22 protein-coding genes are annotated in these 26,545 nt (G+C 69.7%); 9 read left to right on the forward strand and 13 right to left on the reverse strand.

Annotated elements, in window-relative coordinates; all coding sequences use genetic code 11:
- The first annotated feature begins 140 nt into the window (after window positions 1–140).
- From dctP to OCT48_RS17755, 4 genes are all read left to right on the forward strand, one after another.
- Complete coding sequence (dctP, locus tag OCT48_RS17740; protein ID WP_263590459.1) at window positions 141–1,247, forward strand: TRAP transporter substrate-binding protein DctP; 1,107 nt, start codon at window positions 141–143, stop codon at window positions 1,245–1,247.
- A 96-nt stretch (window positions 1,248–1,343) separates the two neighbouring features.
- Window positions 1,344–1,847: a TRAP transporter small permease subunit gene (locus OCT48_RS17745; RefSeq protein ID WP_263590460.1), complete on the forward strand. Its 504-nt coding sequence runs from the start codon at window positions 1,344–1,346 to the stop codon at window positions 1,845–1,847.
- Window positions 1,844–3,172, forward strand: coding sequence for a TRAP transporter large permease (locus OCT48_RS17750; RefSeq protein ID WP_263590461.1), 1,329 nt, complete (start codon window positions 1,844–1,846; stop codon window positions 3,170–3,172). Before OCT48_RS17745 ends, OCT48_RS17750 begins: the two co-directional genes overlap by 4 nt.
- Window positions 3,173–3,319: 147 nt before the next feature.
- Window positions 3,320–5,032, forward strand: coding sequence for an ABC transporter permease (locus tag OCT48_RS17755; protein WP_412031021.1), 1,713 nt, complete (start codon window positions 3,320–3,322; stop codon window positions 5,030–5,032).
- Here OCT48_RS17755 and OCT48_RS17760 read toward each other — a convergent pair.
- Window positions 4,919–6,112, reverse strand: a complete 1,194-nt coding sequence (locus tag OCT48_RS17760) for an ABC transporter ATP-binding protein (protein WP_263590462.1) — start codon at window positions 6,110–6,112, stop codon at window positions 4,919–4,921. The genes OCT48_RS17755 and OCT48_RS17760 overlap by 114 nt on opposite strands.
- Window positions 6,113–6,354: 242 nt before the next feature.
- On the opposite strand from OCT48_RS17760, the gene OCT48_RS17765 reads away from it, so the two are divergent.
- Window positions 6,355–7,383: a Fe(3+) ABC transporter substrate-binding protein gene (locus OCT48_RS17765; RefSeq protein WP_263590463.1), complete on the forward strand. Its 1,029-nt coding sequence runs from the start codon at window positions 6,355–6,357 to the stop codon at window positions 7,381–7,383.
- Between the two features lie 146 nt (window positions 7,384–7,529).
- Here OCT48_RS17765 and OCT48_RS17770 read toward each other — a convergent pair whose 3' ends face one another.
- The 3 genes from OCT48_RS17770 to OCT48_RS17780 are packed head-to-tail and all read right to left on the reverse strand — an operon-like array spanning window position 7,530 to window position 11,086.
- On the reverse strand, window positions 7,530–8,243 hold the full coding sequence (locus OCT48_RS17770) for a sulfite exporter TauE/SafE family protein (RefSeq protein WP_263590464.1): 714 nt from the start codon (window positions 8,241–8,243) through the stop codon (window positions 7,530–7,532).
- The gene (locus OCT48_RS17775; RefSeq protein ID WP_263590465.1) at window positions 8,236–9,696 is read right to left on the reverse strand and encodes an amidohydrolase family protein; all 1,461 of its coding nucleotides are present in this window, start codon (window positions 9,694–9,696) and stop codon (window positions 8,236–8,238) included. Before OCT48_RS17775 ends, OCT48_RS17770 begins: the two co-directional genes overlap by 8 nt.
- A gap of 4 nt (window positions 9,697–9,700) precedes the next feature.
- Window positions 9,701–11,086, reverse strand: a complete 1,386-nt coding sequence (locus OCT48_RS17780) for a uracil-xanthine permease family protein (RefSeq protein WP_263590466.1) — start codon at window positions 11,084–11,086, stop codon at window positions 9,701–9,703.
- 127 nt (window positions 11,087–11,213) lie between these two features.
- Here OCT48_RS17780 and OCT48_RS17785 point away from each other — a divergent pair, with 127 nt between their 5' ends.
- Window positions 11,214–12,125: a LysR family transcriptional regulator gene (locus OCT48_RS17785; RefSeq protein WP_263590467.1), complete on the forward strand. Its 912-nt coding sequence runs from the start codon at window positions 11,214–11,216 to the stop codon at window positions 12,123–12,125.
- Window positions 12,126–12,171: 46 nt separating this feature from the next.
- Here OCT48_RS17785 and polA read toward each other — a convergent pair whose 3' ends face one another.
- Window positions 12,172–14,931, reverse strand: a complete 2,760-nt coding sequence (gene polA, locus OCT48_RS17790; RefSeq protein ID WP_263590468.1) for a DNA polymerase I — start codon at window positions 14,929–14,931, stop codon at window positions 12,172–12,174.
- 163 nt (window positions 14,932–15,094) lie between these two features.
- Here polA and OCT48_RS17795 point away from each other — a divergent pair, with 163 nt between their 5' ends.
- The 3 genes from OCT48_RS17795 (at window position 15,095) to speA (ending at window position 18,378) form a co-directional block, all read left to right on the forward strand.
- On the forward strand, window positions 15,095–15,388 hold the full coding sequence (locus OCT48_RS17795; RefSeq protein ID WP_263590469.1) for a DUF2782 domain-containing protein: 294 nt from the start codon (window positions 15,095–15,097) through the stop codon (window positions 15,386–15,388).
- 111 nt (window positions 15,389–15,499) lie between these two features.
- A complete protein-coding gene (locus OCT48_RS17800; RefSeq protein WP_263590470.1) occupies window positions 15,500–16,459 on the forward strand; it encodes a homoserine kinase in 960 nt (319 codons plus the stop codon).
- A complete protein-coding gene (speA, locus tag OCT48_RS17805; RefSeq protein ID WP_263590471.1) occupies window positions 16,456–18,378 on the forward strand; it encodes a biosynthetic arginine decarboxylase in 1,923 nt (640 codons plus the stop codon). The genes OCT48_RS17800 and speA overlap by 4 nt, the downstream gene beginning before the upstream one ends.
- A gap of 80 nt (window positions 18,379–18,458) precedes the next feature.
- Here the strand turns inward: speA and OCT48_RS17810 are convergent, their stop codons facing one another.
- The 8 genes from OCT48_RS17810 to OCT48_RS17845 form a co-directional block, all read right to left on the reverse strand.
- Window positions 18,459–19,124, reverse strand: coding sequence for a fumarylacetoacetate hydrolase family protein (locus tag OCT48_RS17810; RefSeq protein WP_263590472.1), 666 nt, complete (start codon window positions 19,122–19,124; stop codon window positions 18,459–18,461).
- 76 nt (window positions 19,125–19,200) lie between these two features.
- Entirely contained in the window at window positions 19,201–20,199 is a 999-nt protein-coding gene (gene thpD, locus OCT48_RS17815) for an ectoine hydroxylase (protein ID WP_263590473.1), read from the reverse strand.
- Between the two features lie 179 nt (window positions 20,200–20,378).
- Window positions 20,379–21,335 (reverse strand): transaldolase, encoded by a 957-nt coding sequence (gene tal, locus OCT48_RS17820; RefSeq protein ID WP_263590474.1) that lies wholly within the window; start codon window positions 21,333–21,335, stop codon window positions 20,379–20,381.
- A gap of 23 nt (window positions 21,336–21,358) precedes the next feature.
- Window positions 21,359–22,846, reverse strand: coding sequence for a xylulokinase (gene xylB / locus OCT48_RS17825; RefSeq protein WP_263590475.1), 1,488 nt, complete (start codon window positions 22,844–22,846; stop codon window positions 21,359–21,361).
- Entirely contained in the window at window positions 22,846–24,333 is a 1,488-nt protein-coding gene (locus OCT48_RS17830) for a mannitol dehydrogenase family protein (protein WP_263590476.1), read from the reverse strand. Before OCT48_RS17830 ends, xylB begins: the two co-directional genes overlap by 1 nt.
- A 53-nt stretch (window positions 24,334–24,386) precedes the next feature.
- Window positions 24,387–25,019 carry a nucleoside triphosphate hydrolase gene (locus OCT48_RS17835; protein ID WP_263590477.1) on the reverse strand — a complete coding sequence of 211 codons (633 nt, stop codon included), beginning with the start codon at window positions 25,017–25,019 and terminating at the stop codon, window positions 24,387–24,389.
- Between the two features lie 26 nt (window positions 25,020–25,045).
- Window positions 25,046–25,822 carry an L-iditol 2-dehydrogenase gene (locus tag OCT48_RS17840; RefSeq protein WP_263590478.1) on the reverse strand — a complete coding sequence of 259 codons (777 nt, stop codon included), beginning with the start codon at window positions 25,820–25,822 and terminating at the stop codon, window positions 25,046–25,048.
- Complete coding sequence (locus OCT48_RS17845; protein WP_263590479.1) at window positions 25,819–26,538, reverse strand: HAD family hydrolase; 720 nt, start codon at window positions 26,536–26,538, stop codon at window positions 25,819–25,821. The genes OCT48_RS17840 and OCT48_RS17845 overlap by 4 nt, the downstream gene beginning before the upstream one ends.
- Between the last annotated feature and the right edge of the window lie 7 nt (window positions 26,539–26,545).

Below are 26,545 nucleotides of genomic sequence, written 5' to 3' on the forward strand. Positions count from 1 at the left end.
AGTCCGTCGAGCGCCCTGCGGCGCCCATGCTAGCTTGAGGCTACGGTCGCCCCGGCAGGCGCAGGCGCCGGGCCGGGAGGCCACACGCTTTGACATCGCCCCATCTCCACCAGCAGAACAATCCTCAGGAGAGGAATGCCATGACCTCGACTCGCTTCGCCCTCACCGGCCTGGCCGCCGGCATCGCCCTGGCCGGCCTGGCCACCACCGCCCAGGCCCAGGAATCCTGGACCATGACCACCACCTGGCCGGACAACCTCGACCTGATCCAGATCGACCGCCACTGGGTGGAGCTGGTCAACCAGCTGGCCGGCGACGAGCTCACGATCAACTTCCGCGCCGGCGGCACCCTGATGCCCGGCACCGAGGTGTTCGACGCCACTCAGAGCGGCGCCATCCAGGCCGCCGGCGACTGGCCCGGCTACTGGGCCGGCCTTAGCCCGGCCTTCTCGCCGCTGGCCACCACCACCAGCCTGTTCAATGGCGTCGACTACCTGAACTGGATCATGGAGTGGGGCGGCTGGGAGCTCTACCAGGAGGTCTACGGCGAGTACAACATGGTCTACCTGCCCTACGGCATCACCAACAACGAGTCCGGCTTCCGCGGCGGCACGCCCATCGAGAGCCTCGCCGACCTGGAAGGCAAGCGCCTGCGCCTCTCCGGCCGCGACCAGGGCCGGGTGCTCGAGCAACTCGGCGGCTCCCAGGTCACCCTGGCGGGCGGCGAGATCTACCAGGCCATCGAGCGGGGCGTGGTCGATGGCGCCGAGTTCTCCACCCCGGGCGTGGACTACAAGGCCGGCTTCTCCGAGGTGGCCGACTACTGGTCGGTGCCGGGCTGGCACCAGTCCGCCAGCGTGTTCGGGGTGATGATCAACCAGGAGGCCTGGGACGCCCTCTCCGAGGAGACCCAGGAGAAGCTGAAGATCGCCGCCGAGGCCACCATGGCCTGGTCGCTGGCCTGGTCCGAGCGCGAGTCCACCGAGGGCACGGTGAAGTTCCTGGAGGACGGCACCGAGATCAACCAGCTCTCCGAGGAGGACCTGGCCCGGATCCAGGAGATCACCAACGAGGTGATCGTGCAGGGGGCCTGCGAGGACCCGATGCACGCCAAGGTCTACCACTCCATGATCAGCTACATGCAGCACTACGCCAACTGGCGCGACATCTCGGTGCCCTACAACATGAGCCGGGTCACCGACAACCTGCCGTCCCTCGAGGAGATCGAGGCCTGCATGAACCAGTAACCGGTTCGGGCCGGCCCCTGGTGGGGCCGGTCCCTCCGCCGGCGTCTCCGCCGACCTCCTTCCCGAACGATTCGCCCGATGCCGAGAGCTCCCACCATGAACGCCATTGCCAGGGTCATAGACGCCCTCAACGAGGGGTTCGGACGCCTGATCGCCCCGCTGCTCGCCGTGATCACGCTGATCGTGATCTACGACATCGCCATGCGCTTCTTCATCGGGCGCCCCAGCGACTGGGCCTTCGACGTGACGAAGATGCTGTTCGGCGCCCACTTCATGCTGATGGCCGCCTACGGCCTGCGCCATCACGCCCATGTGGAGGTCGATGTGCTCAAGCGCCTGCTGTCGCGACGCAAGCAGGCGGCCATCGAGCTCCTCGGTTACCTGATCTTCTTCGTCCCCTTCATCTGGATGCTGCTCACCTTGGGCTGGGCCTTCTTCGAGCGCTCCTTCAGCCGCGGTGAGACCACCTACGGCATGATGGCCATTCCGGTCTATCCGGTGAAGGGCGTGATCGTGGTCGCCGCCGTGCTGCTGCTGCTGCAGGCCGTCGCCGTCGTCATCCGCGCCGTGCAGGCGCTGGGCAAGGAGGAAACCGCATGAGCGCCGAGATGCTCACCCTGTTCATGTTCGGCGGCCTGCTGGTCGGCCTGTTCATGGGTCATCCGCTGGCCTTCGTGCTTGGCGGCGTCGCGGTGCTCGGCGCCTGGCTCGGGCCCGGCGCCAACACGCTGGGCATCCTGATCAACAACATCTACGGCAACTCCATGGACAACTACGTCCTGGTGGCGATCCCGTTGTTCATCCTCATGGCCCGCTTCCTCAACGATTCCGGCGTCACCGAGAAGATGTTCGAGTCGATGCGCCTGCTGCTGGCCAACCTGCGCGGCGGCCTGGCCCTGACGGTGGTGGTCGTCTCGGTGCTGCTCGCCGCCACCACCGGCATCGTCGGCGCCTCCATCGCCGTGATGGGCATGATCGCCCTGGTGCCGATGCTCAAGTACTCCTACAACAAGGAGCTCAGCACCGGGGTGATCATGGCCAGCGGCTGCCTGGGCATCCTGATCCCGCCCAGCATCATGCTGATCCTGATGGCCAGCTACTCGCCGGTGTCGGTCGGCGCGCTGTTCGCCGGCGCCCTGGTGCCCGGGCTGATGCTCGGCGTGATGTACGCCCTCTACGTGCTGGTGATCTGCCACCTGAAGCCCAGCTACGGCCCGCCGGTCCCCGCCGAGGAACGCGCCGAAACCTCCACCGGCGAGTTGCTGATCATGCTCGGCAAGTACGTGCTGCCGCCGATGGCGCTGATCCTGGGCGTGCTGGGCTCGCTGTTCACCGGCATCGCCACCGCCACCGAGGCCTCGGGCATCGGCGTGGCCATCGCCTTCGTGCTGTTCCTGATCTTCGGCGACCGCAAAGCCTCCACCTGCTACCGCACCCTGATCGAGGCCAGCAAGACCACCACCATGGTGATGCTGGTGCTGGTGGGCGCCACCGCCTTCACCGGCGTCTTCTCGATCGGCGGCGGCATGGAGGTGATCCACGAGGTGGTCATGGCCATGCCCGGCGGCACCACCGGCGCACTGATCCTGATGTTCTTCCTGGTGTTCATCCTGGGCATGTTCCTGGACTGGACCGGCATCGTGCTGCTCAGCTTCCCGATCATGCTGCCCATCGTGGAGAGCATGGGGGTGGACGTGCTGTGGTTCGTGGTGATGGTGGCGGTGGTGCTGCAGACCTCCTTCCTCACCCCGCCCTTCGGCTATGCGCTTTTCTACCTCAAGGGCGTGGCCCCCAAGGGCGTGGAGACGCTGGATCTCTACCGGGCGGTGATCCCCTTCTGCGCACTGATCGTGCTGGCTTGCCTGCTGATGGCCGCCTTCCCGGCGCTGATCACCGGTCTGCCCGCCGTCCTCGTCGGCTACTGAGGCGAGCCACGGCACGACGCCGCCCGCCGCCCCCGCGGCGGGCGGCGTCGCGTCCCGGTGCAGCCTCCCCGGTCAGCTGATAGTATTCTCGCCTGCACTGTCGTCGCATTCAGCCGGTTCACGCCCGCCACCGGAAGGAGTCCATCCTTGTCCCATCCCGCCAGCCGTCGGCCCGCCTCGCCCGCCCGCCGGTGGCCGCTGCGCCTCGATGCCTGGAGCCTGCTGACCCTCGGCATCGCCCTGGTCGTGGCGTTGCCGGTGATCACGGTACTCGCCCATATCATCATGCCCGCCGGCGGCGTCTGGCAGCACCTGGCCAGCACGGTCCTCGGCCGCTATCTCGCCAACACCCTGTTCCTGGTGGTCGCGGTGGGCATCGGCACCTTCGTGATCGGCACCGGCACGGCCTGGCTGGTGGTGATGTGCCGCTTTCCCGGGCGCAAGCTGTTCGAGTGGGCCCTGCTGCTGCCGCTGGCGGTGCCCACCTACGTGATCGCCTATGCCTACACCGACTTCCTGCAGTATGCCGGCCCGCTGCAGAGCTGGCTGCGCGAGACCTTCGACTGGGGGCGTGGCGACTACTTCTTCCCCGACGTGCGCTCCCTGGGCGGCGCCGCGACCCTGATCACGCTGGTGCTCTACCCCTATGTCTACATGCTGGCCCGGGCAGCGTTCCTCGAGCAGTCGGTGTGCGTGCTGGACGTGGGCCGCACCCTGGGGCGCGGCCCCTGGCGACTGTTCACCAGCGTGGCGATCCCGCTGGCGCGGCCGGCGATCGTCGGCGGCGTGTCGCTGGCCCTGATGGAGACCCTCAACGAGTTCGGGGCCGTGCAGTACTTCGGCGTCGACACCTTCACCACCGGCATCTACCGCACCTGGTTCGGCATGGGCGAGCAGGTCGCCGCCGCCCAGCTGGCGGCCTGCCTGCTGGCCTTCGTGATCGTCTTCGTGCTGCTGGAACGCTGGTCCCGGGGCAGGCGGCGCTACTTCCACACCTCGAGCCGCTACCAGCAGCTTCCCGAGTTCCGGCTCCAGGGCTGGCGGGGCCTGGCGGCCTGCCTGGCCTGCCTGACGCCGGTGATGGTGGGGTTCCTGATTCCCAGCGGCCTGCTGGGCTATCTCTCGGTGCGCGGGGGGGATTCGCTGTTCGGCGCCCAGTTCCTGGAGTTCGCCGGCAACAGCCTGCTGCTGGCCGCGCTGGCCGCCCTGGTCGCCGTGGGCCTGGCGCTGGTGCTGAGCTATGGGGCGCGGCTGCATCCGGGGCCCGTGACCCGCACCGCCACGCGCATCGCCGCCATGGGCTATGCCGTGCCCGGCTCGGTGGTGGCGGTGGGCATCCTGATTCCCTTCGCCTGGCTGGACGACACCATCAACGGCCTGCTGCGCGAGCACTACGGGGTGATCGCCGGGCTGATCTTCAGCGGCTCGGCCTTCATCCTGATCTATGCCTATGTGGTGCGCTTCCTGGCGGTGTCCTTTAATGCCCTGGAGGCGAGCCTCGGCAAGGTGACACCGAGCATGGACGCGGCGGCCCGCACCCTGGGGCAGACCGCCGGCGGCACCTTGCGCCGGGTGCACACCCCGATCATGCGCGGCAGCCTGCTGGCCGCCGGCATCCTGGTGTTCGTCGACGTCATGAAGGAACTGCCGGCGACCATCATCCTGCGCCCCTTCGACTTCGATACCCTGGCGGTGCGGGCCCACAACCTGGCCGCGGACGAGCGCCTCGCCGAGGCCTCCACCGCCTCACTGACCATCGTGGCCGTAGGCATACTCCCGGTGATCTTCCTCAGCCTCGCCATGCGCGGCTCCCGCCCCGGCAGCCGCGCCCGGATCGGCCGGAAAGACGAAGACCTGTGACGGATCCAGCCGGATCGTGACCGGCTGCCCCTCGTCGGGCAGGAAGACCCCGGGCACCCGGGCATGCAGGTGGGACTCGCGGCCGCCGCCGGTGTGGGCACAGATGTGCAGCAGGCTGGTGCGCCCCAGCAGCTTGGCCATGATCACATGGCTGTGGTGGTCGGCCGGGGGCTCGTCGAGGGCCACCACCCGCAGCGCCTCGGGGCGAATCATCACCCGCACCCGCGCGCCGTCCGGCAGCCCGGGCGCCATGACCTCCCCCACCGACGTGTTCACCCGGCCCTGGCGCACCACGCCCCCCAGCTCGTTGACCTCGCCGAAGAAACTGACCACGAAGGGGTCGACGGGCGCACAGTAGAGCTCCCGCGGCGTGCCCATCTGGACGATATGGCCATCGCGCATCAGGGCGATGCGGTCGGCCATGAACATCGCCTCTTCCGGGTCATGGGTCACCAGCAGCGCCCCCGACCCGACCCGCTTCAGCACATGCAGGGTGTCGTCGCGGATGCGGTCACGCAGCCGGGCATCGAGGCTGGAGAAGGGCTCATCCAGCAGCATCAGCTGCGGTGCCGGAGCCAGCGCCCGGGCCAGGGCCACGCGCTGCTGCTGGCCGCCCGACAGGGTATGCGGGTAGCTATCGGCATAGCGCCCCATGCCCAGCTGGTCGAGCAGCTCCATGGCGCGCCGGCGGCGCTGGCGGCCCGGCAGGGATTCCAGGCCGAAGGTGACGTTCTCCAGCACGCTGAGATGGGGAAACAGCGCCGAGTCCTGGAAGGCCAGGCCCACGTTGCGCTTCTCCGGCGGCACATGGGCACGTCCGGGGCTGCCGATCGCCTGGCCGTTGAGATCCACCCGGCCCCGCTGCAGGACCTCGAGGCCGGCGACGATGCGCAGCAGCGTGGTCTTGCCGCAACCCGACGGCCCCAGCAGGCAGACGACCTCGCCCTGGCGCACCTCCAGGCCGACATCCTCCACGGCCAGATGATGGCCGTAGGCATGGCGGATACTGTGCATGGCAAGCACCGGGGCCCGGCCCGGCGCGACGTGTCCCGCGGTGGACAGCGGCTGTTGGCTGGTCATAGGCACAATCGGATCGGCCGAGTGAGAAATGGGCGTACATGGTAACGCGAAAGCTTCGTAAGTACGTTGCACTTTAATCCTCGCCTTGCCGAGTGCCCCGAGCGGGACCCGATATTGACCCAGATCAGATTCCGCCCATTGCCGCAGTTGACGCCGGCCGGGCCAGGCGCTTCAATGGCTAGACATAATGCAACGCATTCTCATTCTAGATTGCATTCCGCCCGCCACCCATGAGGTTCTCGATGATCCAGCACCGCCGTCACGTCCTGCCGCTCGCCGCCCTGCTGGCCGGTGCGGCCTTCGCCACCCAGGCCTCGGCCGATGAGGTGAACATCTATTCGGCACGCCACTACGACTCGGACCAGGCGCTCTACGACGCCTTCACCGAGGAGACCGGCATCGAGGTCAACGTCCTCGAAGGCGGCTCCGACCAGCTCATCCAGCGCATCACCCGCGAGGGCCAGGCCAGCCCGGCCGACGTGATGATGACCGTGGATGCCGGCCGCCTGTGGCGCGCCGAGCAGGAGGGCATCTTCGCGGAGGTCGAGTCCGAGGTGCTGGCCGAGCGCCTGCCCGAGGCCATGCGCCACCCCGAGGGCAAGTGGTTCGGCTTCAGCCAGCGCGTGCGGGCCATCTTCTACAATCCCGAGGCGATCGGTGCCGACGAGATCGCCAGCTACGAGGATCTCGCCGACCCGCGCTTCGAGGGCGAGGTCTGCATCCGTTCCTCGAACAACATCTACAACCAGTCCCTGCTGGCCTCGATGATCGCCCACCACGGCGAGGAAGGCGCCGAGCAGTGGGCCCAGGGCGTGGTCGACAACTTCGCGCGCCAGCCCGAGGGCGGCGATACCGACCAGATCCTCGGCGTGGCCAGTGGCGAGTGCGACCTGGCCGTGGCCAACCACTACTACTACGTGCGCCTGCTGAGCTCCGACAACGCCGGCGACCGCGAGGCCGCCGAGAAGGTCCAGATCCTGTTCCCGAACCAGGACGACCGCGGTGCCCACGTCAACATCGGCGGCGCCGGCATGGTCCAGGGCGCCCCGCATCCGGAGAACGCCGTGCGCTTCCTGGAGTTCCTGGCCTCCGACCAGGCCCAGGCGATCTTCGCCGCCGGCAACCATGAGTTCCCGGTCGTCGACGGGGTGGAGCTCGACGAGGTCCTGGCCTCCTGGGGCGACTTCAAGACGGACGACCTGAACGTCAGCGTGCTGGGCGAGAACAACCCCCAGGCGGTACGTATCTTCGATCGCGTCGGCTGGCGATAAGCCGTCTCATGGCGGAGCTGGACCCTCGTAGGGTGGATGAGCGCCAGCGCATCCACCAGTTTGCAGGCTCCACCTCCGTCATGCGCCGATAACAAGAGGCCCGCGGCAGTGCCGCGGGCCTCTTGTTTTCACTTCTGGCGTGCCGACTAGCGCGGGATCATCAACACCACGCCAGAAACCAGTGCGAACATCAGGACTCCCTGACGCAGCCGACGGGCATCGAGGCGCTGGTGCATGACGCGGCTGGCGACACTTCCGACAAGCAGCGGGACCAGCAGGTAGAACGACCACATCAGCTGGTCCGGCTGGACCTTGCCCGCCGCCGCCAGGATCGCCAGCGAGACCAGCTCCCCCACCAGGAAACAGCAGGCGATGGTCGAACGCAGCTCCGGCCCGGGGCGGTGCTGGTAGAGCAGCGCCAGCGGTGGGCCACCGACGCCGGTGGCGGTTTCGGTCACCCCGGTGACCAACCCCACCGAGGCACAGGCCCCGGCCCGGGGACGGAAGACCGGGGCGAACAGTGCGGCGAGCACGGCGATCACCGTGGAAGCGCCGATCAACTGGTTGAGGCCATTGGTGCTCATGATCAGCAGGATCCCCAGTCCCAGGAAGGTACCCGGCAGGCGTCCCACCCCGATCCAGGCCGTGCCCCGCCAGTCGATGGCCTCACGCTCGCGCAGCGCCACGTAGAGGTTGAGCGGCAGCATCAGCACCAGCAAGGCGACCGGCAGCAGGTCGGGACGCAGGAAGCCCATCACCGGGGCGACGATCAGCGCGAAGCCGATGCCGATCGCTCCCTGCATGAAGGCGGCGATGCCGGTGGACACGGCCAGGGTGGCGAAGACGACAAGCTCACTCATGGGGCGCCCGCCCCTGCGCGGCCCGTCGTGATGCCACGAGGCGGGCGCGATGCGCCGTGGAGGTCGGATGGACCCGCTGGATCGGCGCGCGCTCCACCGCGGCGCCGGCCGCTTCCCGCACCTCGCCCAGCAGCGCCCGGGCGTCCCAGTCCACCGGCCAGCCCCGCCACAGGCGCAGCCGGCCGTTGGTGAAGACAGCGTCGATCTGGTCGCGATTGGCATAGCGCACCAGCTCCCAGGGGCGATCCCAGGACGGCGTCATCTCCGGGACGTCGAGATCCACCAGCAGGAAGTCGGCGGCCAGGCCCGGGGCGATCGTCCCCGTCACGCCCGAAAGCCCCGCGGCATCGGCGCCGGCACGGGTGGCGTGGTCGAGCCACAGCCAGCCGCCGCCGCAGGAGGAATCGCCGCTGGCCAGCCCGAAGGCCAGGCGCTGGCTGGTCTCGGCCGCATCGAGCAGCCGGAAGGCGTCGCTGCGCGTGCCATCGGTGCCCAGCCCGAAGCGGATGCCCTGGGCCGCCATCTGCAAGGCCGGCGCCACGGCGTTGCCCTTCCAGCTGCTGGCCACCGGGTTGAAGGCCACCGCGGTGCCGGTGTCGCGCAGCAGGTTGAGCTCCCAGGGCGTCACCAGGGTGGCGTGGGCGACCAGGGTCTGCGGGCCCAGGGCGCCGACGGCGTTCAGGTGCTCCAGCGGTCGCTGCCCCCGGGCCACCAGGGAGCGCTCGACGGCCTGCAGGTGCTCGTTGACGTGGGTCTGGAAGATGGCCCCGCCCTCGACGCAGAGCGCCGCGGCGTCGCGGAGCATGGCATCGCTGGCCACCTCGGGGATCGACACCGCCAGCGACGGATGGACCAGCGAATGGCCCGCCCAGTCCGCCAGGTGACGCTCGGCGGCGCGGCGGATCGCCCCGCCGTCCGGGCGGTCACCGCCCTGGTCGTTGCAGATGAAGCCCAGCACGCAGCGCAGGCCGGTCTCCTCGGCGGCACCGGCGATGCCGGCGAGCTCCGCCGAGGCCCGGGTGCCGGCGTCCACGGCGGTGGTGAAACCACCGCGCAGCGCCTCCAGGGCGGCGAGCTTGGTCGAGAGATGCAGCAGCCGCTCGTCCAGGCTGCCCTCCAGCGGCACCCAGATGCGCTTGAAGATCTCCGAGGGCTCGCCGAACACCAGCGACTTGCCGAGCGATTGGGTCAGGTGGTGATGGGCGTCGATGAACCCCGGCATCAGCAGCTTACCGGGGAGCTCGAGGGGGGGGAGCCGCGGATGACGGGCGAGCAGCTCCCGGCGGTCGCCGACCTCGACGAAGCGGCCGTCCGCCACCAGCACCGCCTGGTCGCGGGCGCAGCCCCCCTCCAGCAGCACCTCCTCGGGCAGCAGCAGGAGAGTCTCGTCGGCGAAGGCCGCGGGGGTGAGGGCCGGCGTCGTGCCGGCGCGAGTCCGTGATGAAGGCGTCATACGATTACTTTCCCTTGATCTCTTGGCTGGGGAGCTCGGCGCCCCGGGGCGAGGGGGTATCCGCACGGCGGCCGAGGTGATGGAAGAGGAGGTTGACGATCACCGCGGTCAGGGTGCCCATCGCCAGGCCATTGCCGAGGATGATCTGCAGGTGCTCGGGGAAGGTGCTGTAGAAGCCGGGCACCAGGATGGGCAGCAGGCCCATGGCCAGCGCGGAGGCCAGGGTGAACATGTTGCCGTGCTCGTTGAGGTCGACCCGGCGCAGGATGTTGATGCCCATCACCCCGATGATGGCGAAGACGATGACCGCGGTCCCCGCCACCACCGCGGTGGGCAGCAGCGACGCCAGCCGGCCGAGCGGGGCGAACAGGCCGAGCACCACCAGGATCAGGCCGGCGGCGACGGTGACGTAGCGCGACCGCACCCCGGTGGCGCGGACGATACCGATGTTCTCGCCGCTGGTGATGATCAGCGAGGTGCCGAAGCAGCCGCCGATCAGCGACCCCAGGGCGTCGGCGCGGATGTTGCGCGGCACCAGGGCGCGCGAGTCGCCGCTCTTCTCGACGATCTCGGCGGTGGCCATGGTCTGGCCGGTGGCCTCGGTCATCGACACAACGCTGAAGATGATCAGCGGCAGGGAGGCGAAGAGGTCGAACTTGGGCATGCCGAAGGGGAACAGCGACGGGAAGGCCACTACCGGCCCGGAGAGCACGCCGTCGAACTCCATGATGCCGAACACCGCGCTGAGCGCCGCGCCGGTGAGCAGCCCCAGCATCACCGCGATGCGCTGCAGCATGCCGGTGAAGATCCGGGCGCAGAGCACGATGGCGGCCATGGTGCCCAGTGCCAGGGCGATGGCCGGCAGGTTGGCGAACCCCGGCGTGCCTTCCTGCCCGGTGATCAGGCCACCGAAGATGCGCACCAGGTTGATGGCGACCAGCAGCAGCATGGTGCCGATCACGATGGGCGGGAAGAACTTCAGCACCCGGGTGAAGAAGGGCAACGCCAGGAAGTAGAAAAGCCCGGTGAGGATCACCGCGCCGGTGGCCGTCTGCAGGTCGGTGGCCTGGGCGATGGTCAGGAAGATCACCAGGGGCGCGCCGCCCGGGACCTGCACGAAGGGCAGGCGGGCGCCGATGCCGAAGGGGCCGAAGGACTGCAGCAGGGTACCCAGGCCGCAGACCAGGAAGGTGGCACTCATCAGGGCGACCATGACGTCGTTGCCGAAGCCCATCGCCTGGCCGACCAGGAAGACGGCGGTGATCGGCGCGGCGGCCATCACCAGCACGTGCTGCACGCCGTACAGCAGCATGGAGGGTAGCGGCAGCTTCTGGTCGACCGGTTCGACCCGGGAGTCGCGTGAGCCGAGTGGCTCGTGGGGAGTGCACATAGCAGAGAGCCTCGCTTGTTGTTGTGGAGGTAGTTTCAAGCTAGCGCCGCCTGATCGTACTGGTCCATAATAATGTTTCGCTCATTTCGTTGCCGAAAAGGCAACGGACGTGCCTCGGGAGACGGCCATGCACCTACTGCTCACGGGATTGCGCTACTTCGAGGAGGTCGCCCGTCAGGGCTCGCTGCGCAAGGCGGCGGAGCGGCTGCATGTCGCCGCCTCGGCGGTGAATCGCCAGATCCTCAAGCTGGAGGACGAGCTGGGCGTGCCGCTGTTTGAGCGGCTGCCACGCGGCCTGCGGGTCTCCCCGGCGGGCGAGCTGATGCTCGCCCAGATCCGCCAGTGGCAGCGCGACGAGCGCCATCTGCTCGAAACCCTCGGCGATATCCGCGGCACCGGCTGCGCCGAGGTGCGCATCGCCACCGTCGAGTCGCTGACCGATGAGGTCCTGCCCAGGCTGTTGGGCCGCTTCGGCGAGCGCTTCCCCCGGGTCCGCTTCGCGCTACGCACCGGATTGACCGAGGCCATCCTCGAGGAGGTCGCCACCGGCGAGGCCGATATCGGCATCTGCATGAACCCGCACCCGACGCCTCGGATCCGCTTCATCGAGTCGGTGGAGCTGGGCTTCGGGGCGGTCGTCGCCCCCTCCCACCCCTTGGCCGAGCGGCCGGACGTTCGCCTGGAAGACTGCCGCGACTATCCGGCGATCCTGCCGGATGCCGAGATGTTCCGCGGCTCGACCCTGGAGCGGGTACTGGCCCAGTCCGATATCGAGCTCTCGCCGCTGGCCGGCTGCAACCGGATCCTGGCGATCAAGTCGCTGGCGCGGGCGGGGCTGGGGGTGGCCTTCCTCAACGAGCTCGACGTCGCCCGCGAGCTGGCGCATGGCGAGCTGGTGTTCAAGCCGTTGCGGGACCCGCGCATCGACGGCGCGCGGCTGGTGCTGTGCGGCGCCGCGGGGCGTACCCTGCCGCTGGCGGTGGAGGTCCTGGTGGAGGAGTTGAGCGTGGCGATCCGGGAGCTGGCGCCCCGGACATGACAAGGCCCGCACCGTGGCCGCGGGCCTTGTCGTGGGCGGGGACGGGTCAGTGCGCCTCGTCCCAGTTGGCGCCCGACTCGGCCTCGACGATCAGCGCCACGTCGAGCTCGGCGGCGGCCTGCATGCGGCGCTTCACCTGCTCGATGAAGGCCTCGACCTCGCTCTCCTTGACCTCGAAGACCAGCTCGTCGTGGACCTGCATGACCATCATGGCGTCCATGTCCTGGCCTTGGAGCCAGGCGTCGACGTCGATCATGGCGCGCTTGATGATGTCCGCCGCGGTGCCCTGCATGGGGGCGTTGATGGCCGTCCGCTCGGCCCCCTGGCGTCGCGCCCGGTTCTGGGAGTGGATCTCCGGCAGGTAGAGGCGCCGGCCGAACACCGTCTCGACGAATCCGTCATCGGCCGCTTGAGCACGAATCCGCTCCATGTAGCGGGCCACGCCGGGGTAGCGGTCGAAGTAGCGGTCGATATAGGTCTGCGCCTGGTTGCGGTCGATGTGCAGCTGGCGACCCAGCCCCCAGGCACTCATGCCATAGATCAGCCCGAAGTTGATCGCCTTGGCACTGCGCCGCTGGTCGCCGGAGACCTTGGAAAGCGCCACGCCGAACACCTCGGCGGCGGTGGCGGCGTGGATGTCGCGGCCCTCGGCGAAGGCCGCGAGCAGCCCCTTGTCGCCGGACAGGTGCGCCATGATGCGCAGCTCGATCTGCGAGTAGTCGGCGGCGACGATGCGATAGCCCGGCCGCGCCACGAAGGCCTGGCGGATGCGCCGTCCCTCCTCGGTGCGGATCGGGATGTTCTGCAGGTTGGGGTCGGAGGACGACAGCCGGCCGGTGGCGGTCACCGCCTGGTGGTAGCTGGTGTGCAGCCGGCCGGTGGCCTTGTTGACCAGCTTGGGCAGCTTGTCGGTGTAGGTGGAGCGCAGCTTGGAGAGGCCGCGGTGCTCCATGATCACCTTGGGCAGCGGATAATCCAGGGCCAGCTCCTCGAGCACCGCCTCGGCGGTGGAGGGCGCGCCCTTGGGCGTCTTCTTGATCACCGGGATCTTCTGTTCCTCGAAGAGGATCTGGCCGAGCTGCTTGGGCGAGCCGAGGTTGAATTCGCGCCCGGCGAGCTCGAAGGCCTTCTCCTCCAGCTCGCCGATCCGCTTGCCGAGCTCGCGGCTCTGGGTATGCAGGCGCTCGGCGTCGAGCGCCACGCCGCCCCGCTCCATGCGCGACAGCACCCGGATCAGCGGCCGCTCGAGAGTGTCGAGGACCTCGGCCAGGCGCCCCTCGGCCTCGACCCGGGGACGCAGCTCCCGGTGCAGGCGCAGGGTGATATCGACGTCCTCGCAGGCATAGGGCGCGGCCTGCTCCAGGGCGACCTGGTTGAAGGTCAGCTGCTTGGCGCCCTTGCCGGCGATCTCCTCGAAGCTCACCGTCTTTTCGCCCAGGTACTTGAGCGCCAGCGAGTCCATGTCATGGCGGGTGGCGGTGGAGTCGAGCACGTAGGACTCGAGCATGGTGTCGTCCAGGGCGCCTTCGACCTCATAGCCGTGCCGGCCCAGCACCGAGATATCGTACTTGAGGTTCTGGCCGACCTTGGCCTTGCCGGCATCGGCCCACAGCGGCCGCAGGGCCTCGAGCACCGCCCGGCGATCGAGCTGCACCGGGGCGTCCAGATAGTCGTGGCCCAGCGGGATGTAGGCGGCCTCCCCCGGTTCGAGCGCCAGCCCGACGCCGACGATCTCGGCCTCCATGTAGTCGAGGCTGGTGGTCTCCAGGTCGAAGCAGAAGGCCTCGGCGTCCACGAGCCGCGCCAGCCAGTCGTCCAGTTGTGCCTGCTCGAGGATCACGCTGTCCTGGCGGCCGGCACTGCCGCGTTCGCCGCCCTCGCCCGCCGGGGTCGCGCTGCCGCCGGCCACGTCGTCGACGCCCTCGTCGCTGCCCTCCAGCAGCTCCGACAGCCAGGCCTTGAACTCCAGCCGCCGGTAGAGCTCGAGCAGGGCCTCCCGGTCCGGGTGGGCGATGTCCAGGTCGTCGAGGCCCACCGGCAGGTCGCAGTCGGTCTTGATGGTGGCGAGTTCGAAGGACAGGAAGGCCTGGTCGCGGTGCTCCTCGAGCTTCTTGGGTAGCGTCTTGGCGCCGCGGAAGCCCAGCGTCTTGACCTTCTCCAGGTCGGCATAGACGGTCTCGAGGCCTCCCTCCATGCCCTGCAGCAAGCCCAGGGCGGTCTTCTCGCCGACGCCCTGCACGCCGGGAATGTTGTCGACCTTGTCGCCCATCAGCGCCAGGAAGTCGATGATCCGCTCCGGCGGCAGGCCGAACTTCTCCTTCACCCCGGCCACGTCCAGGGTCTCGTCCTTCATGGTGTTGACCAGGGTGATGTGCGCGTTGACCAGCTGGGCCATGTCCTTGTCGCCGGTGGAGATCACCGCGTCCCGGCCGGCCTCGGTGGCCCGCCTGGCGAGGGTGCCAATGACGTCGTCGGCCTCCACGCCCTCGATGCACAGCAGCGGCAGCCCGAGCGCCTTCACGCACTCGTGGAGTGGCGCGACCTGGGCGCGCAGGTCGTCCGGCATGGGCGGCCGCTGCGCCTTGTACTGCTCATAGAGCTCGTCGCGGAAGGTCTTGCCCGGGGCGTCGAAGACCACCGCCATGGGGCTGTCGGGGTAGTCCTTGATCAGCCGCTTGAGCATGTTGAGCACGCCCTTGATGGCGCCGGTGGGCTGCCCGTCCGAGGTGGTCAGGGGCGGCAGGGCGTGGAAGGCGCGGTAGAGGTAGGAGGAACCGTCGACGAGTACGATGGGGGTGTCGGCCATGTATCGGCATCCCTTGAGGTCTGGGCGGAAGTCAATGTCGGGGCTGAAAGCCTGATCCTGGTCACCCATGATACGCATAGGCGGCGGCGTTTGCCCCGGGAAGGTAGGCCTCGTCACGCCAAGCACTTACACTGGGGATACATCCCGTGGCCCAGGAGGACCCATGATGCCCATCCCTCGCCTGCTCTCCGCGCTGCTGGTCGGCGCCTGCCTGAGCGCCGCCGCGGCACCGGTCCTGGCCCAGTCCAGTGGCGACGTCGAGCCCGACATCACCATCCGCCAGGAGGAGGACCGCACCATCCGCGAGTACCGGGTCAACGGCGAGCTGTATGCCATCGAGATCCGGCCCTCGACGGGCCCCTCCTACTACCTGGTCGACCACGACGGCGACGGCAACTTCGAGCGCCAGCAAGGCGACCGCATCGCCGTGCCCCAGTGGGTGATCAAGCGCTTCTGACCTCGCCGCCAGGGGCCTGCCGGCGATCGGCGGGCCCCGTTCCATCCGGTTCGTGCATCGCGGCGACAAGCCGCTACAATAGACGGCTTGGCATTCCCGGGCGAGAGACTCATGGCCGTATTCACACCGCTTACCGACTCCCAGGTCGCGGATTTCCTGAGCCGCTTCGACGCCGGCTCGCTGGTTTCCCTCCAGGGCGTGCCCGCCGGCACCGAGAACAGCACCTTCTTCGTCACCACCGACCGTCGCGAGCTGGTGCTGACCCTGTTCGAGCAGGGCGAGCACGAGGAGCTGCCGTTCTTCGTCGAGCTTCTCGACTACCTGGACGAGCACCGCCTGCCGGTACCGGGCCCCCTCCACGACCGTGACGGCATCGCCCTGCACAGCCTGGCCGACAAGCCGGCGCTGCTGTTCCCGCGGCTGCCGGGCAAGCATCCCCGCGACCCGAACCTGGCCCAGTGCCGGGCCCTGGGCGATGCCCTGGGCCACATGCACCGGGTGTCGCAGCACTTTCCCGGCAATCGGCCCAACCCCCGTGACCTGCACTGGCTGCTGCCGATGCACCACAAGGTCCTGGTCTACCTCTCGCCGGCGGACCAGACCCTGATGAAGGACGAGGTGGAGATCTACCAGGGCTTCTTCGACGAGGCCCCCGAGCTGCCCCGGGGCGCGCTCCACGGCGACCTGTTCCGCGACAACACCCTGTTCGACGGCGACGAACTGGGCGGCATCATCGACTTCTACAACGGCTGCACCGGTGACCTGCTGTTCGACCTGGCCATCGTCATCAACGACTGGGCCACCGAGCCCGATGGCCGCCTCGATCCGGCGCGCTACGAGGCCGTCCTCACCGCCTACCAGGCCCGCCGCCCGCTGGCACCGGCCGAGCGGGACGCCTGGCCGATGATGCTGCGGCTGACGGCGCTGCGCTACTGGCTGTCCCGGCTGCTGGTGGTCTACGTGGACCCGCCGGCCCACGACCTCACCCCCCACGACCCGGAGCAGTTCCGCACCATCCTGCTGCGGCGACTCGAGGAAGGCGCCCTGCCGCTGCCCGAGGCCCGGCCATGAGCCTGGCGATGGGCAGCGCCGCGGGCCCCGCACACCGCGCCCGGCACACCTGGAACATCGACCAGTGGGGCAGCGGCTACTTCGACGTGGACGACGACGGCCAGGCCTTGGTGCGCCCGCTCGGCGGCGAGACCGACGGCCCCTCGCTGCCGCTCGCCCCACTGATCGCCCGACTGCGCCAGGCCGGGTTGCGCCTGCCGGTGCTGATCCGGTTCACCGATATCCTCCACGACCGGGTCGAGCAGCTGTGTGCCGCCTTCGACGGCGCCATGGGCGAGGAAGGCTTCACGGGCGGCTACACCGCGGTCTACCCGATCAAGGTCAACCAGCAACGCCGGGTGGTCGAGGAGATCCTGGCCACCCAGGAGCGCGGCCACGGCCGGGTCGGCCTGGAGGCCGGCAGCAAGCCCGAGCTGCTGGCGGTGCTGGCGCTGTCCGGCGACGGCCCCTCGCTGATCGTCTGCAACGGCTACAAGGACCGCGAGTACATCCGCCTGGCGCTGATGGGCGAGAAGCTCGGCCACCGCGTCTACCTGGTGGTGGAGAAGCTCTCCGAGTTGCCGCTGATCCTCGAGGAGGCCCGCCGGCTCGGCGTCACGCCGCGGATCGGCCTGCGTGCCCGGCTGGCCTCGGTGGGCAAGGGCAAGTGGCAGAACACCGGCGGCGAGAAGTCCAAGTTCGGCCTCACCGCCGGCCAGATCCAGACCGTGGTGGCCCGCCTCGAGGAGGCCGACGCCCTGGCCAGCCTGCAGCTGGTGCACTTCCACCTCGGCTCGCAGATCGCCAACATCCGCGACATCCAGCGCGGCCTGCGCGAGTGCGCGCGCTTCTACCAGAGCCTGCTGGCGCTGGGCGCGCCGGTGGACACCGTGGACGTGGGTGGCGGGCTCGGCATCGACTACGAGGGCACCCGCTCGCGCAGCTTCTGCTCGATCAACTACTCGATGCGCGAGTATGCCCGTAACGTGGTCGCGGCCTTCGCCCAGGTGTGCGAGGCGGAGGGGCTTCCCCACCCCCACCTGATCAGCGAGTCCGGCCGGGCCCTGACCGCCCACCACGCCGTGCTGGTCACCAACGTGATCGGCGAGGAGCGCGTCGACACCCAGCCGCCGCCGCCCCGGGTCGAGGGCGACCCCCAGGTGGACGAGCTGTGGCGGGTCCACGACGAGCTCCGGGCCATGCACGACCCGCGGGGCCTGGTCGAGGCCTGGCACGACCTGGTGCAGGCCATCGGCGAGTTGCAGGACCGCTTCGTCATGGGCCTGGCCGGCCTCGAGACCCGCGCCGAGGGCGAAGGGGTCTATGCCGCCGCCTGCGCCCGGCTACGCGAGCGGCTCGATCCGCGCAACCGCGCCCACCGCGAGATCCACGACGAGCTGGCCGAGAAGCTGGCCGACAAGCTGTTCGTCAACTTCTCGCTGTTCCAGTCGGTGCCCGACGTCTGGGGCATCGACCAGATCTTCCCGGTGCTGCCGCTTTCCGGCCTGGACCGCGAGCCCTCGCGGCGGGCGGTGATCCAGGACATCACCTGCGACAGCGACGGGCGTATCGACGGCTACGTGGACGGCCAGGGGGTGGAGGCCACCCTGCCGCTCCCCGAGTGGCGGGAGGGCGAGGAGCGCCTGATGGGCTTCTTCCTGGTGGGGGCCTACCAGGAGATCCTCGGCGACCTGCACAACCTGTTCGGCGATACCGACTCGGTGGACGTCGCCCTGGACGCGGCCGGCGACTGGCGCTTCGACCACGTGCGCCGCGGCGACCGGGTCGCCGACGTGCTGGGCTATGTGGACTTCGATGCCGAGGTGCTGCGCCGCCGACTGGCCGAGCAGCTCGCCGCCAGCGGCCTGGCCAGCGACGACCAGGCGCGCTTCCTCGACGACCTCTCCGACGGCCTCGAGGGCTACACCTACCTGGAGTGAGTGCAGGCCCGCGACCGGGACGACAGGGGCCCCGCCGACATCGCCGGCGGGGCCCCTGTCATGTGGCGCGGGCGCCTTGATCAGTCCACGACGCGGGTGGTCACCACCATGCCGTCGACCAGCTCCAGGCGCAGTTCGGCGCCGCGCGGCAGCTTGCCGACCCCGGCGGGGGTGCCGGTGAGCACCACGTCCCCCGGCTCCAGGGTGAAGTGGCGGCTCATCTCGGCGACCAGCTCCGGCACCGGGAACAGCATGTCCGCGCACCGGCCATGCTGGCGGGCCTCGCCGTCCACCGTCAGGGTGAATTCCAGGCCGTTCCAGTTGGGCGACGCCTCGAGGGGCAGGAAGGCCGACAGCGGGCAGGCGCCATCGAAGGCCTTGGCCACCTCCCAGGGCTGGCCCTTCTCCTTGAGCTCCGCCTGGACGTCGCGCAGGGTCAGGTCCAGGGCCAGGCCGATGCCGACGATGGCCCGCTCCGCCTCCTTGGCGGTGGCATGGGTCAGCGGCTGGCCGACCAGCAGCGCCAGCTCGGTCTCGAAGTGCACATTGCCCCGTTCGAAGGGCGCGGCGATGGGGGATTCGAGGGTCACGGCGCTGGTGGCCGGCTTGATGAACAGCAGCGGCTCGTTGGGCACCGGGTTGTCGAGCTCCCGGGCGTGCTCGGCGTAGTTGCGGCCGACACAGACGATCTTGCCCAACGGCTCCGGGAAGGCCTGACCATCGGTGAAACGGGGGACGAAGCGCATGCCTGTCGACTCCTTGTTCGGGGCTGCCCGCGGACGGGTGCCGGTGCCATCAGTCTACTCCCCCCCGGGGCCCGCGTCAGGCGTCCGCCGACCAGTCCTCGTCGGGCGCGTGGGCCAGGAAGCGCGGGCGGCGCCTGGCGGCGGCGAAGGGCTCGATGCAGCGGTTGTCGCGGCGGTTGTAGACGAAGAAGGCGTTGCTGCGCGGGTCCGGCGACATGTTGGCATTGGAGCCGTGCAGGGTGTTGCAGTCGAACAGCAGCAAGCCGCCGGCCGCCCCGGTGGGGGCCTCGATGCCGTGCCGGTCGATCAGCCGGCGCAGCGCCTCGCGGCTCGGCACGCCGAACTGCTGGGTCTTGAGCGACTGCTTGTGGTGGTCCTCCGGGGTCTCGCCGAGGCAGGGCACGAACACCCGATGGGAGCCGGGCACCAGCATCAGCGGGCCATTGAAGGTGTGGTTGTCGGTCAGCACGATGGAGGCGCTCACCGCATGCATGGCCGGCATGCCGTCCTCGGCGTGCCAGGTCTCGAAGTCGGAATGCCAGTTGAAGCCCTTGCCCTCGAAGCCCGGCTTGTAGTTGATGCGGGACTGATGGACGTAGGGCTCGCCGCCGAGGATCTGCCGGGCGCGGCCCATCAGCCGTTCGTCGTTGGCCAGGCGGCCGAAGAGCCGCGACAGGAAATGCACGGCGAACAGCGAGCGGATCTCGTTGCCCCGGGGCTCGGTGATGCTGAAGTCACGGCCCCGGAAATCATCGCGGGCCAGCAGGGCGGACAGCTCCCGGCGCAGCGCGTCGAGCTCTGCGCCGTCCAGGAAGTCCGGTTCGAAGAGGAAGCCGCGGCGCTCGAAGGCGTCGAGCTGCTCGGCGCTGAGCGGTCCCTCCCGGTCGCGTCCCTTGACCACCGGCTCCTGGCGGTTGAGCCACGGCAGGTCGAGGGGCTCGGCGAGACGGGTCGGGTAGGGATCCTCCCCGGGAAGCGGCGCGCTGCGCACCCGGCTCTGGGGATCGGGAGAATCGATGACGGTATGGACTGTCGCCTGTTCCAGCGGTCGGTTGGACGATGCCTGCACTGACATCCAATCACCTCCTTGCGTCGTGATCAGTTTCAGATTCGATCTCGCATCCGACGGCGGTCAGCCGCACGGCGTGGACCAGCGCTGGAGATGTGGTGACGCCCGGGCGGGGTTTCAAGGCCCCGCCCGCGGGGAAAAGGACGCTGCCGCGCGGCTTCCGAGGGCGGGCCGGCGGCAGGCATTCAGCGGCTCGCCAGCCGCACGGCGATGAGTGCCTCGAGGCGCTGCTGGTCCTCGGCGAAGCGACGGATGCCCTCGGCCAGCTTGTCGTTGGCCATGGCATCCTGATTGTGGCCCCAGCGGAACTCGGCCTCGCTGAGCGGTGCCGGCCGCGAACCGCCGCCTTCGAGGTTCACCTGGCGGGTCACCTCGCCCTCGGCGCCGGCCAGCTCCTCGAGCAGCGCCGGCGAGATAGTCAGCCGCGGGCAGCCGGCCAGCGCCAGCACTTGCCCGGTATTGCGGAAGCTGGCGCCCATCACCACGGTGTCGTAGCCGCCCTCGCCGACCCGCCGGCAGACCGCCCGCACGAACTGTACCCCGGGGTCGGTGTCGGGGGTGAAGTCCTGGCCGGTCGCCTGCTTGTACCAGTCGGTGACCCGGCCGACGAAGGGCGAGACCAGAAACACGCCGGCATCGAAGCAGGCCTGAGCCTGGGCCTCGCTGAACAGCAGGGTCAGGTTGCAGTGGATGCCTTCCCGCTCCAGTCGCTCGGCGGCGCGGATGCCCTCCCAGGTCGAGGCCAGCTTGATCAGCACGCGATCCGCCGAGATGCCGCGCTTGTCGTAGAGCGCGATCAGCTCGTGGGCCTTGCGGATGCTGGCCTCGGTGTCGAAGGACAGCCTGGCGGCCACCTCGGTGGACACCCGGCCGGGGATCAGCTTGGCGATCTCGCTGCCCTTGGCCACGGCGAGGCGGTCCACGGCGTGATCGATCCGCGCCTGGCGGTCGCCGGTCTCGGCCTTGACGGCCGCCAGCTCCGCCTCGATCAGCGCCTGGTATTCGTCGAGGTCGAAGGCCTTGAGCAGCAGCGAGGGGTTGGTGGTGGCGTCGTGGGGCCGGTAGCGGCGGATGGCATCCAGGTCGCCGGTGTCGGCGACCACCAGGGAGAGCGACTTGAGGGCATCGAGTTGGGAGGGCATGACGGACTCCGTAAGTCAGGGGTTCAGGCGGGGATGGCGTGCCGCTCGGCCAGCGCCCGCCGGTAGCGAGCGTAGGCCTCCTCGTAGGCCGCGACGCGCTCGGCGTCGGGGGTGGCCCGGGTGCTCTCGTCGAGGTGCACCAGGCGCTGGCAGAGGGCCTCGAGGGGCAGGTCGGGGTAGCAATCGCACCAGGCCGCCTGCAGCGCCGCCCCCAGGGCGGCGGCCTCGCCGACCGTGGGGCAGATGACCGGTGCGGCGGTGATATCGGCGACCACCTGGCGCCAGACCGGGCTCCTGGCACCGCCGCCGATCAGGCGGATCTCGCTGGCGCCCCGGGCCAGGGGGCCGATCCGCTCGAGGCCGTAGCGCAGGCCGAAGGTGGCGCCCTCGACCACTGCCCGGCACAGGTTGTCCGGGGTGGTATTCCGCCCGGTGAGGCCCGCCAGGCTCGCCGTGGCCTGGGGCAGCGGCGGCACCCGCTCGCCGTTGAAGAACGGCAGCAGCGTCAGCCCCTCGGCGCCGATGGGCGCGCGGGCAACCCGCTCGTTGAAGGCCGCCAGGTCGAGGCCGAACAGCTCGCGGATCCGGGTGGTGGCCGAGGTCACGTTCATGGTGCAGATCAGTGGCAGCCAGCCGCCGTGGCTGGCACAGAAGCTCGCGACCTCGGCGCTGTCGCCGATCACCGGGGCCTCGGCATGGGCGTATACCGTGCCCGAGGTGCCCAGGCTCAGGGTCACCAGCCCCGGGGTGATGTTGCCGGTGCCGATGGCGCCGAGCATGTTGTCGCCGCCGCCGCTCGAAACCACCACGGCGTCGGCCAGCCCCAGCTCGCGGGCCAGTTCGGGGCGTACCGTGCCGGCCGGCTCGTGGGACGCGACGAGGCGCGGCAGCACCCGTTCGGGGTCGAGCTCCGGGGCGATCTCGGCGAACACGTCCTCGCGCCAGCGCCGCGCGCGGATGTCGAAGTAGCCGGTCCCCGAGGCGTCGCCGGCCTCGGCGACCCGCTCGCCGGTGAGCCAGAAGTTGAGATAGTCGTGGGGCAGCAGCAGGCTGTCGATGCGCCGGTAGGCGTCGGGCCGGGTATCGCGCAACCAGGCCAGCTTGGAGGCGGTGTAGCCGGTCTGCAGCACCAGCCCCAGCCGGTCGAGACAGCCCGCCTCGCCGCCCAGGCGCTCGACCAGGGCGGCGTTGTGCGCGGCCGTCTCGGTGTCGCACCACAGCTTGGCCGGGTGCACCGGTTCGCCCCGGGCATCCAGGGCCACCAGGCCATGCTGCTGGCCGGACACGCCGATGGCGCGGATCGCCCGGGCATCGATGCCGGCGGCGGCCACCGCCTCGGCGAAGGCGCCCAGGAAGGCCGCCCGCCAGTCGGCCGGGGCCTGCTCGCGACGGCCATTGTCGCCCTCCTGCAGGGCATGGGGACGGCTGGCCTCGCCGAGGATCCGCGCTCCCTCGATATCGACCACTACCACCTTGGAGCTCTGGGTGCCGCAATCCACCCCGATATACATCAGTCGCCTCCTCGGGTCGTCGCCAGGGCCTTGAGTGTGGCACGGGCACCGTGCTCATGCAGCGAGGCCAGGGCCGCGAGGTAGGCCTGGCGGAAGCGCTCGTCATCGGCGAGGTCGCCGAACAGCTCGCGGTTGTCGATAAAGGCGGCGGGGGCCTCGCGCTGCCGACCGGCACGGGTCATCAACTCGTCCCGCAGGCGATCGACCACCTCGATGGGCTCGCCATGCTCGTCGCGTCCCTCGGCATAGCGGGCCCAGCTCGCCACCACCGCGGCGGCGCGGTGCATCTCGCCGCCGCGGGCCAGCTGCTCACGGATCACCGGCAGCAGCCACTTGGGGATGCGGTCCGAGCTCTCGGCGCACAGCCGGGCCAGGGTGTCCTTGATCTGGGGGTTGGCGAAGCGCTGGATCAGGGTATGGCGATAGTCATCGAGGTCCACCCCGGGGACGGCGGACAGGGTCGGCGTCCCCTCGCGGGCCATGTAGTCGAGCAGGAAGTCGACGAACAGCGGGTCCTGGCAGACCTCGTGGGCGTAGCGATAGCCGGCCAGGTAGCCGAAATAGCACAGCGCCTGGTGACTGGCGTTGAGCAGCCGCAGCTTCATCAGCTCGTAGGGCTCGACGTCGTCCACCACCTGCACCCCGACATGCTCGAAGGCCGGCCGCCCGGCGGCGAAGCGATCCTCCAGCACCCACTGGGTGAAGGGCTCGCAGACCACCGGCCAGGCGTCCTCGAGGGCGAAACGGGTGGCCAGCTCCGCGATATCGGCGGCCATGGTGACCGGCGTGATGCGATCGACCATGGAATTGGGAAACGGCACCTCGGCCTCGAGCCAGGCGGCGAGCCCGGCATCCCGGGCCCGGGCGAAGGCCGTGAACATGCGATGCGCCACCTCGCCGTTGCCCTGGATGTTGTCGCAGGACATCACCGTAAAGGGCGGAATGTCTCGTGCCCGACGCCGGGCCAGGGCCTCGGTGATCAGGCCGAAGGTGGTCGTCGGGGCGGCGGGATTGGCCAGGTCGTGGCGCACGTCGGCATTGCCGAGGTCGAACTCGCCGCTCACCGGATGGAAGTTGTAGCCGCCCTCGGTGACCGTCAGGGAGACGATGCGGATGGCCGGGTCGGCCATGGTCTCGATCACCGCCTCGGGGTCGTCCGGGGCATAGCAATAGTCGATGATCGAGCCGATCACCCGGGGGACGACCTCGCCATCGGGATGCTTGACCACCAGGGTGTAGAGGTGGTCCTGGGCGGCCAGGGCCTCCTGCATGCGCCGGTCGCCGGGCATCACGCCGACGCCGACGATGCCCCAGTCCAGCGCCTGGCCCTGGTTCATCAGGTCATCCAGGTACATGGCCTGGTGGGCACGGTGGAAGCCGCCCACGCCGAAGTGGACGATGCCGGCGCGGACGGCGCCGCGGTCGTAGGCGGGCACGGCGACCGCCGGGGCCAATCGCCCCAGGGTGTCGGTGTTGAGTCGCGTCATCTTGGATCTCCTGCCACGTGTGGCGAATCGGTGTCGGGGGCTGGTGTCGTCGCTCAGACCGTGGCGGCCCAGTGCACGTCGGCGGGAACGGACGCGCGCTTGATCAAGTGGGCATTGAGCATGTCCTTGTGGCGGGCGCGTTCGATGGCCCCGTCATGGTCCTGGCCCATGTTCAGCCAGCGCTGGATCAACCGCGCCTTGAGCACCTCGTCGGGCACCTCGAGGAAGAGGGTCATGTCGAACAGCGCCCGCAGTTCCGGCCAGGGCCCCTGGTCCAGCAACAGGTAGTTGCCCTCGACGATCACCAGGCGGTGGTCGAGGGTGATCAGCCGCCCGCCGGCCCGGGCCAGGTCCAGGGGCCGGTCGAAGACCGGCACGGCAACGCTACGATCGGCCCGGCGGATGCGCGCCAGGTCCTGCAGCAGGCCGTCGGTATCGAAGGTCTCGGGGGCGCCCTTCACCGGCACCAGCCCCTCGGGCTCGAGCACGGCATTGTCGAAGTGGTAGCCGTCCATCGGCACCACCGCGGCGATGCCCGGCTGGCGCTCGTTGATCTCGCGACACAACCACTCGGAGAGCAGGGACTTGCCGGCCGCCGGCGGACCCGCCAGGGCCACGACGAAGCGCTCGCGCCCCGTCGCCGCCTCGAGCAGCCGTACGGCCATGTCATGGATATTGGGGGTCATGAGGTCTCCAGACGGTTGGGGGGACATCAGCTCATCCAGTTGCCGCCGTCGACGTTGAGGGTCTGGGCGACCACATAGTCGCTGTCGTCGCTGGCGAGGAAGACCGCGGCCCCGGCATGGTCCTCGGGCCGTCCCATGCGCCCATAGGGCACGGCCTCGCCGACCAGGCGCTTCTTCTCGCCCAGGGGTCGTCCCTCGTAGCGAGCGAACAGTGCATCGACCTCGTCCCACATCGGGGTGTCGACCACCCCCGGGGCGATGCCGTTGACGTTGATGCCGTGCTCGATCAGCGCCAGGCCGCAGGACTGGGTCAGGCTGATCACCGCGGCCTTGGAGGCGCAGTACAGGCTGACCAGCGGCTCGCCGCGCCGCCCCGCCTGGGAGGCCATGTTGATGATCTTGCCGCCCTGGCCGCGCTCGACCATGGCGCGGGCCACGGCCTGCAGGGTGAAGAAGGCCCCTTTCACGTTGACCGCGAACTGCTTGTCGTAGCTCGCCTCGGTGACCTCGAGCACCGGCGCCATGTCGAACACCGCGGCGTTGTTGACCAGGATGTCGATGCCGCCGAAATCGCGCCGGGTCTCGTCGACCAGGGCCACGACGGAGGCCCGGTCGCAGACGTCCAGGCGCATGCCCCTGACGCGCTCGCCGCCGGCGAGCCGCGCCACGGCCTCGTCGATGGCGGCGATGTCGATGTCGGCGACCACGACCCGCGCCCCCTCGGCGAGGTAGCGTTCGGCGATGGCCAGGCCGATGCCCCGCGCGCCGCCGGTCACCACGGCCACCTTGTCTTGTAGTTTCATGCTCTTGTCCTTGTCGTTCGATGATGTTGCGGCGCCCCCGGCGTCGATGGCCGCCCCTCGCGCCACTGCTGTACCAGCGCCTCGAGCCCCTGCATGTGCGGCAGGATGCGCCAGGCGCCGGCCTGGCGAAGCCGCTCGCCCTGCCCCGGGGGAACATGGCTGGCGCCGGTGAAGCCGATCACCGTCATGCCGGCGCCATGGGCCGCGGTCACCCCGGAGACGCTGTCTTCCACCACCAGGCAGTCGCCGGGCGCACAGCACAGCCGCTCGGCGGCCAGGCGGTAGATCGCCGGGTCCGGCTTGGGCTGGGCCACCTGGTCGGCGGTGATGATCGGGATATCCCCCAGCCGGGCGTCGAGCCCGGTGGTGGCAAGCGAGGCCAGCACCCGCTGACGGCGACTGTTGGAGACCACCGCCAGCGGCAGCTCGAGCGCGTCGAGGACCGCGGCGACGCCGTCGACGGGGCGCAGTTCGTCGGCCAGGCGGGCCTCGATGGCGCCGTCGACCCGCGCGGCGGCATCCGTCGGCAGCCGATAAGCGCTACGCGCCTCGAGATGGTCCAGGATGTTCGCCGTGGTCATGCCCAGCGCCGCCTTCAGCTCGGCCCGGGCCGCCAGGTCCGGCAGCCACTCGCCGAGCAGTTCGAGCAGGGTGGCCTCGGCGATGGCCTCGCTGTCCACCAGCACGCCGTCGCAATCGAAGATCAGGTTGTCCATGCGACCT

The sequence above is a fragment of the Halomonas sp. M4R1S46 genome, from assembly GCF_025725685.1.
In the GTDB taxonomy this organism is placed as follows: Bacteria; Pseudomonadota; Gammaproteobacteria; order Pseudomonadales; family Halomonadaceae; genus Halomonas.

What these genes read in the sequence shown, in the direction of transcription:
- dctP (WP_263590459.1), top strand. Translation starts at nt 141, where the DNA reads ATGACCTCGACTCGCTTCGCCCTCACCGGCCTGGCCGCCGGCATCGCC.
- OCT48_RS17745 (WP_263590460.1), top strand. Translation starts at nt 1,344, where the DNA reads ATGAACGCCATTGCCAGGGTCATAGACGCCCTCAACGAGGGGTTCGGA.
- OCT48_RS17750 (WP_263590461.1), top strand. Translation starts at nt 1,844, where the DNA reads ATGAGCGCCGAGATGCTCACCCTGTTCATGTTCGGCGGCCTGCTGGTC.
- OCT48_RS17760 (WP_263590462.1), bottom strand. Translation starts at nt 6,112, where the DNA reads ATGACCAGCCAACAGCCGCTGTCCACCGCGGGACACGTCGCGCCGGGC.
- OCT48_RS17765 (WP_263590463.1), top strand. Translation starts at nt 6,355, where the DNA reads ATGATCCAGCACCGCCGTCACGTCCTGCCGCTCGCCGCCCTGCTGGCC.
- OCT48_RS17770 (WP_263590464.1), bottom strand. Translation starts at nt 8,243, where the DNA reads ATGAGTGAGCTTGTCGTCTTCGCCACCCTGGCCGTGTCCACCGGCATC.
- OCT48_RS17775 (WP_263590465.1), bottom strand. Translation starts at nt 9,696, where the DNA reads ATGACGCCTTCATCACGGACTCGCGCCGGCACGACGCCGGCCCTCACC.
- OCT48_RS17780 (WP_263590466.1), bottom strand. Translation starts at nt 11,086, where the DNA reads ATGTGCACTCCCCACGAGCCACTCGGCTCACGCGACTCCCGGGTCGAA.
- OCT48_RS17785 (WP_263590467.1), top strand. Translation starts at nt 11,214, where the DNA reads ATGCACCTACTGCTCACGGGATTGCGCTACTTCGAGGAGGTCGCCCGT.
- polA (WP_263590468.1), bottom strand. Translation starts at nt 14,931, where the DNA reads ATGGCCGACACCCCCATCGTACTCGTCGACGGTTCCTCCTACCTCTAC.
- OCT48_RS17795 (WP_263590469.1), top strand. Translation starts at nt 15,095, where the DNA reads ATGATGCCCATCCCTCGCCTGCTCTCCGCGCTGCTGGTCGGCGCCTGC.
- OCT48_RS17800 (WP_263590470.1), top strand. Translation starts at nt 15,500, where the DNA reads ATGGCCGTATTCACACCGCTTACCGACTCCCAGGTCGCGGATTTCCTG.
- speA (WP_263590471.1), top strand. Translation starts at nt 16,456, where the DNA reads ATGAGCCTGGCGATGGGCAGCGCCGCGGGCCCCGCACACCGCGCCCGG.
- OCT48_RS17810 (WP_263590472.1), bottom strand. Translation starts at nt 19,124, where the DNA reads ATGCGCTTCGTCCCCCGTTTCACCGATGGTCAGGCCTTCCCGGAGCCG.
- thpD (WP_263590473.1), bottom strand. Translation starts at nt 20,199, where the DNA reads ATGTCAGTGCAGGCATCGTCCAACCGACCGCTGGAACAGGCGACAGTC.
- tal (WP_263590474.1), bottom strand. Translation starts at nt 21,335, where the DNA reads ATGCCCTCCCAACTCGATGCCCTCAAGTCGCTCTCCCTGGTGGTCGCC.
- xylB (WP_263590475.1), bottom strand. Translation starts at nt 22,846, where the DNA reads ATGTATATCGGGGTGGATTGCGGCACCCAGAGCTCCAAGGTGGTAGTG.
- OCT48_RS17830 (WP_263590476.1), bottom strand. Translation starts at nt 24,333, where the DNA reads ATGACGCGACTCAACACCGACACCCTGGGGCGATTGGCCCCGGCGGTC.
- OCT48_RS17835 (WP_263590477.1), bottom strand. Translation starts at nt 25,019, where the DNA reads ATGACCCCCAATATCCATGACATGGCCGTACGGCTGCTCGAGGCGGCG.
- OCT48_RS17840 (WP_263590478.1), bottom strand. Translation starts at nt 25,822, where the DNA reads ATGAAACTACAAGACAAGGTGGCCGTGGTGACCGGCGGCGCGCGGGGC.
- OCT48_RS17845 (WP_263590479.1), bottom strand. Translation starts at nt 26,538, where the DNA reads ATGGACAACCTGATCTTCGATTGCGACGGCGTGCTGGTGGACAGCGAG.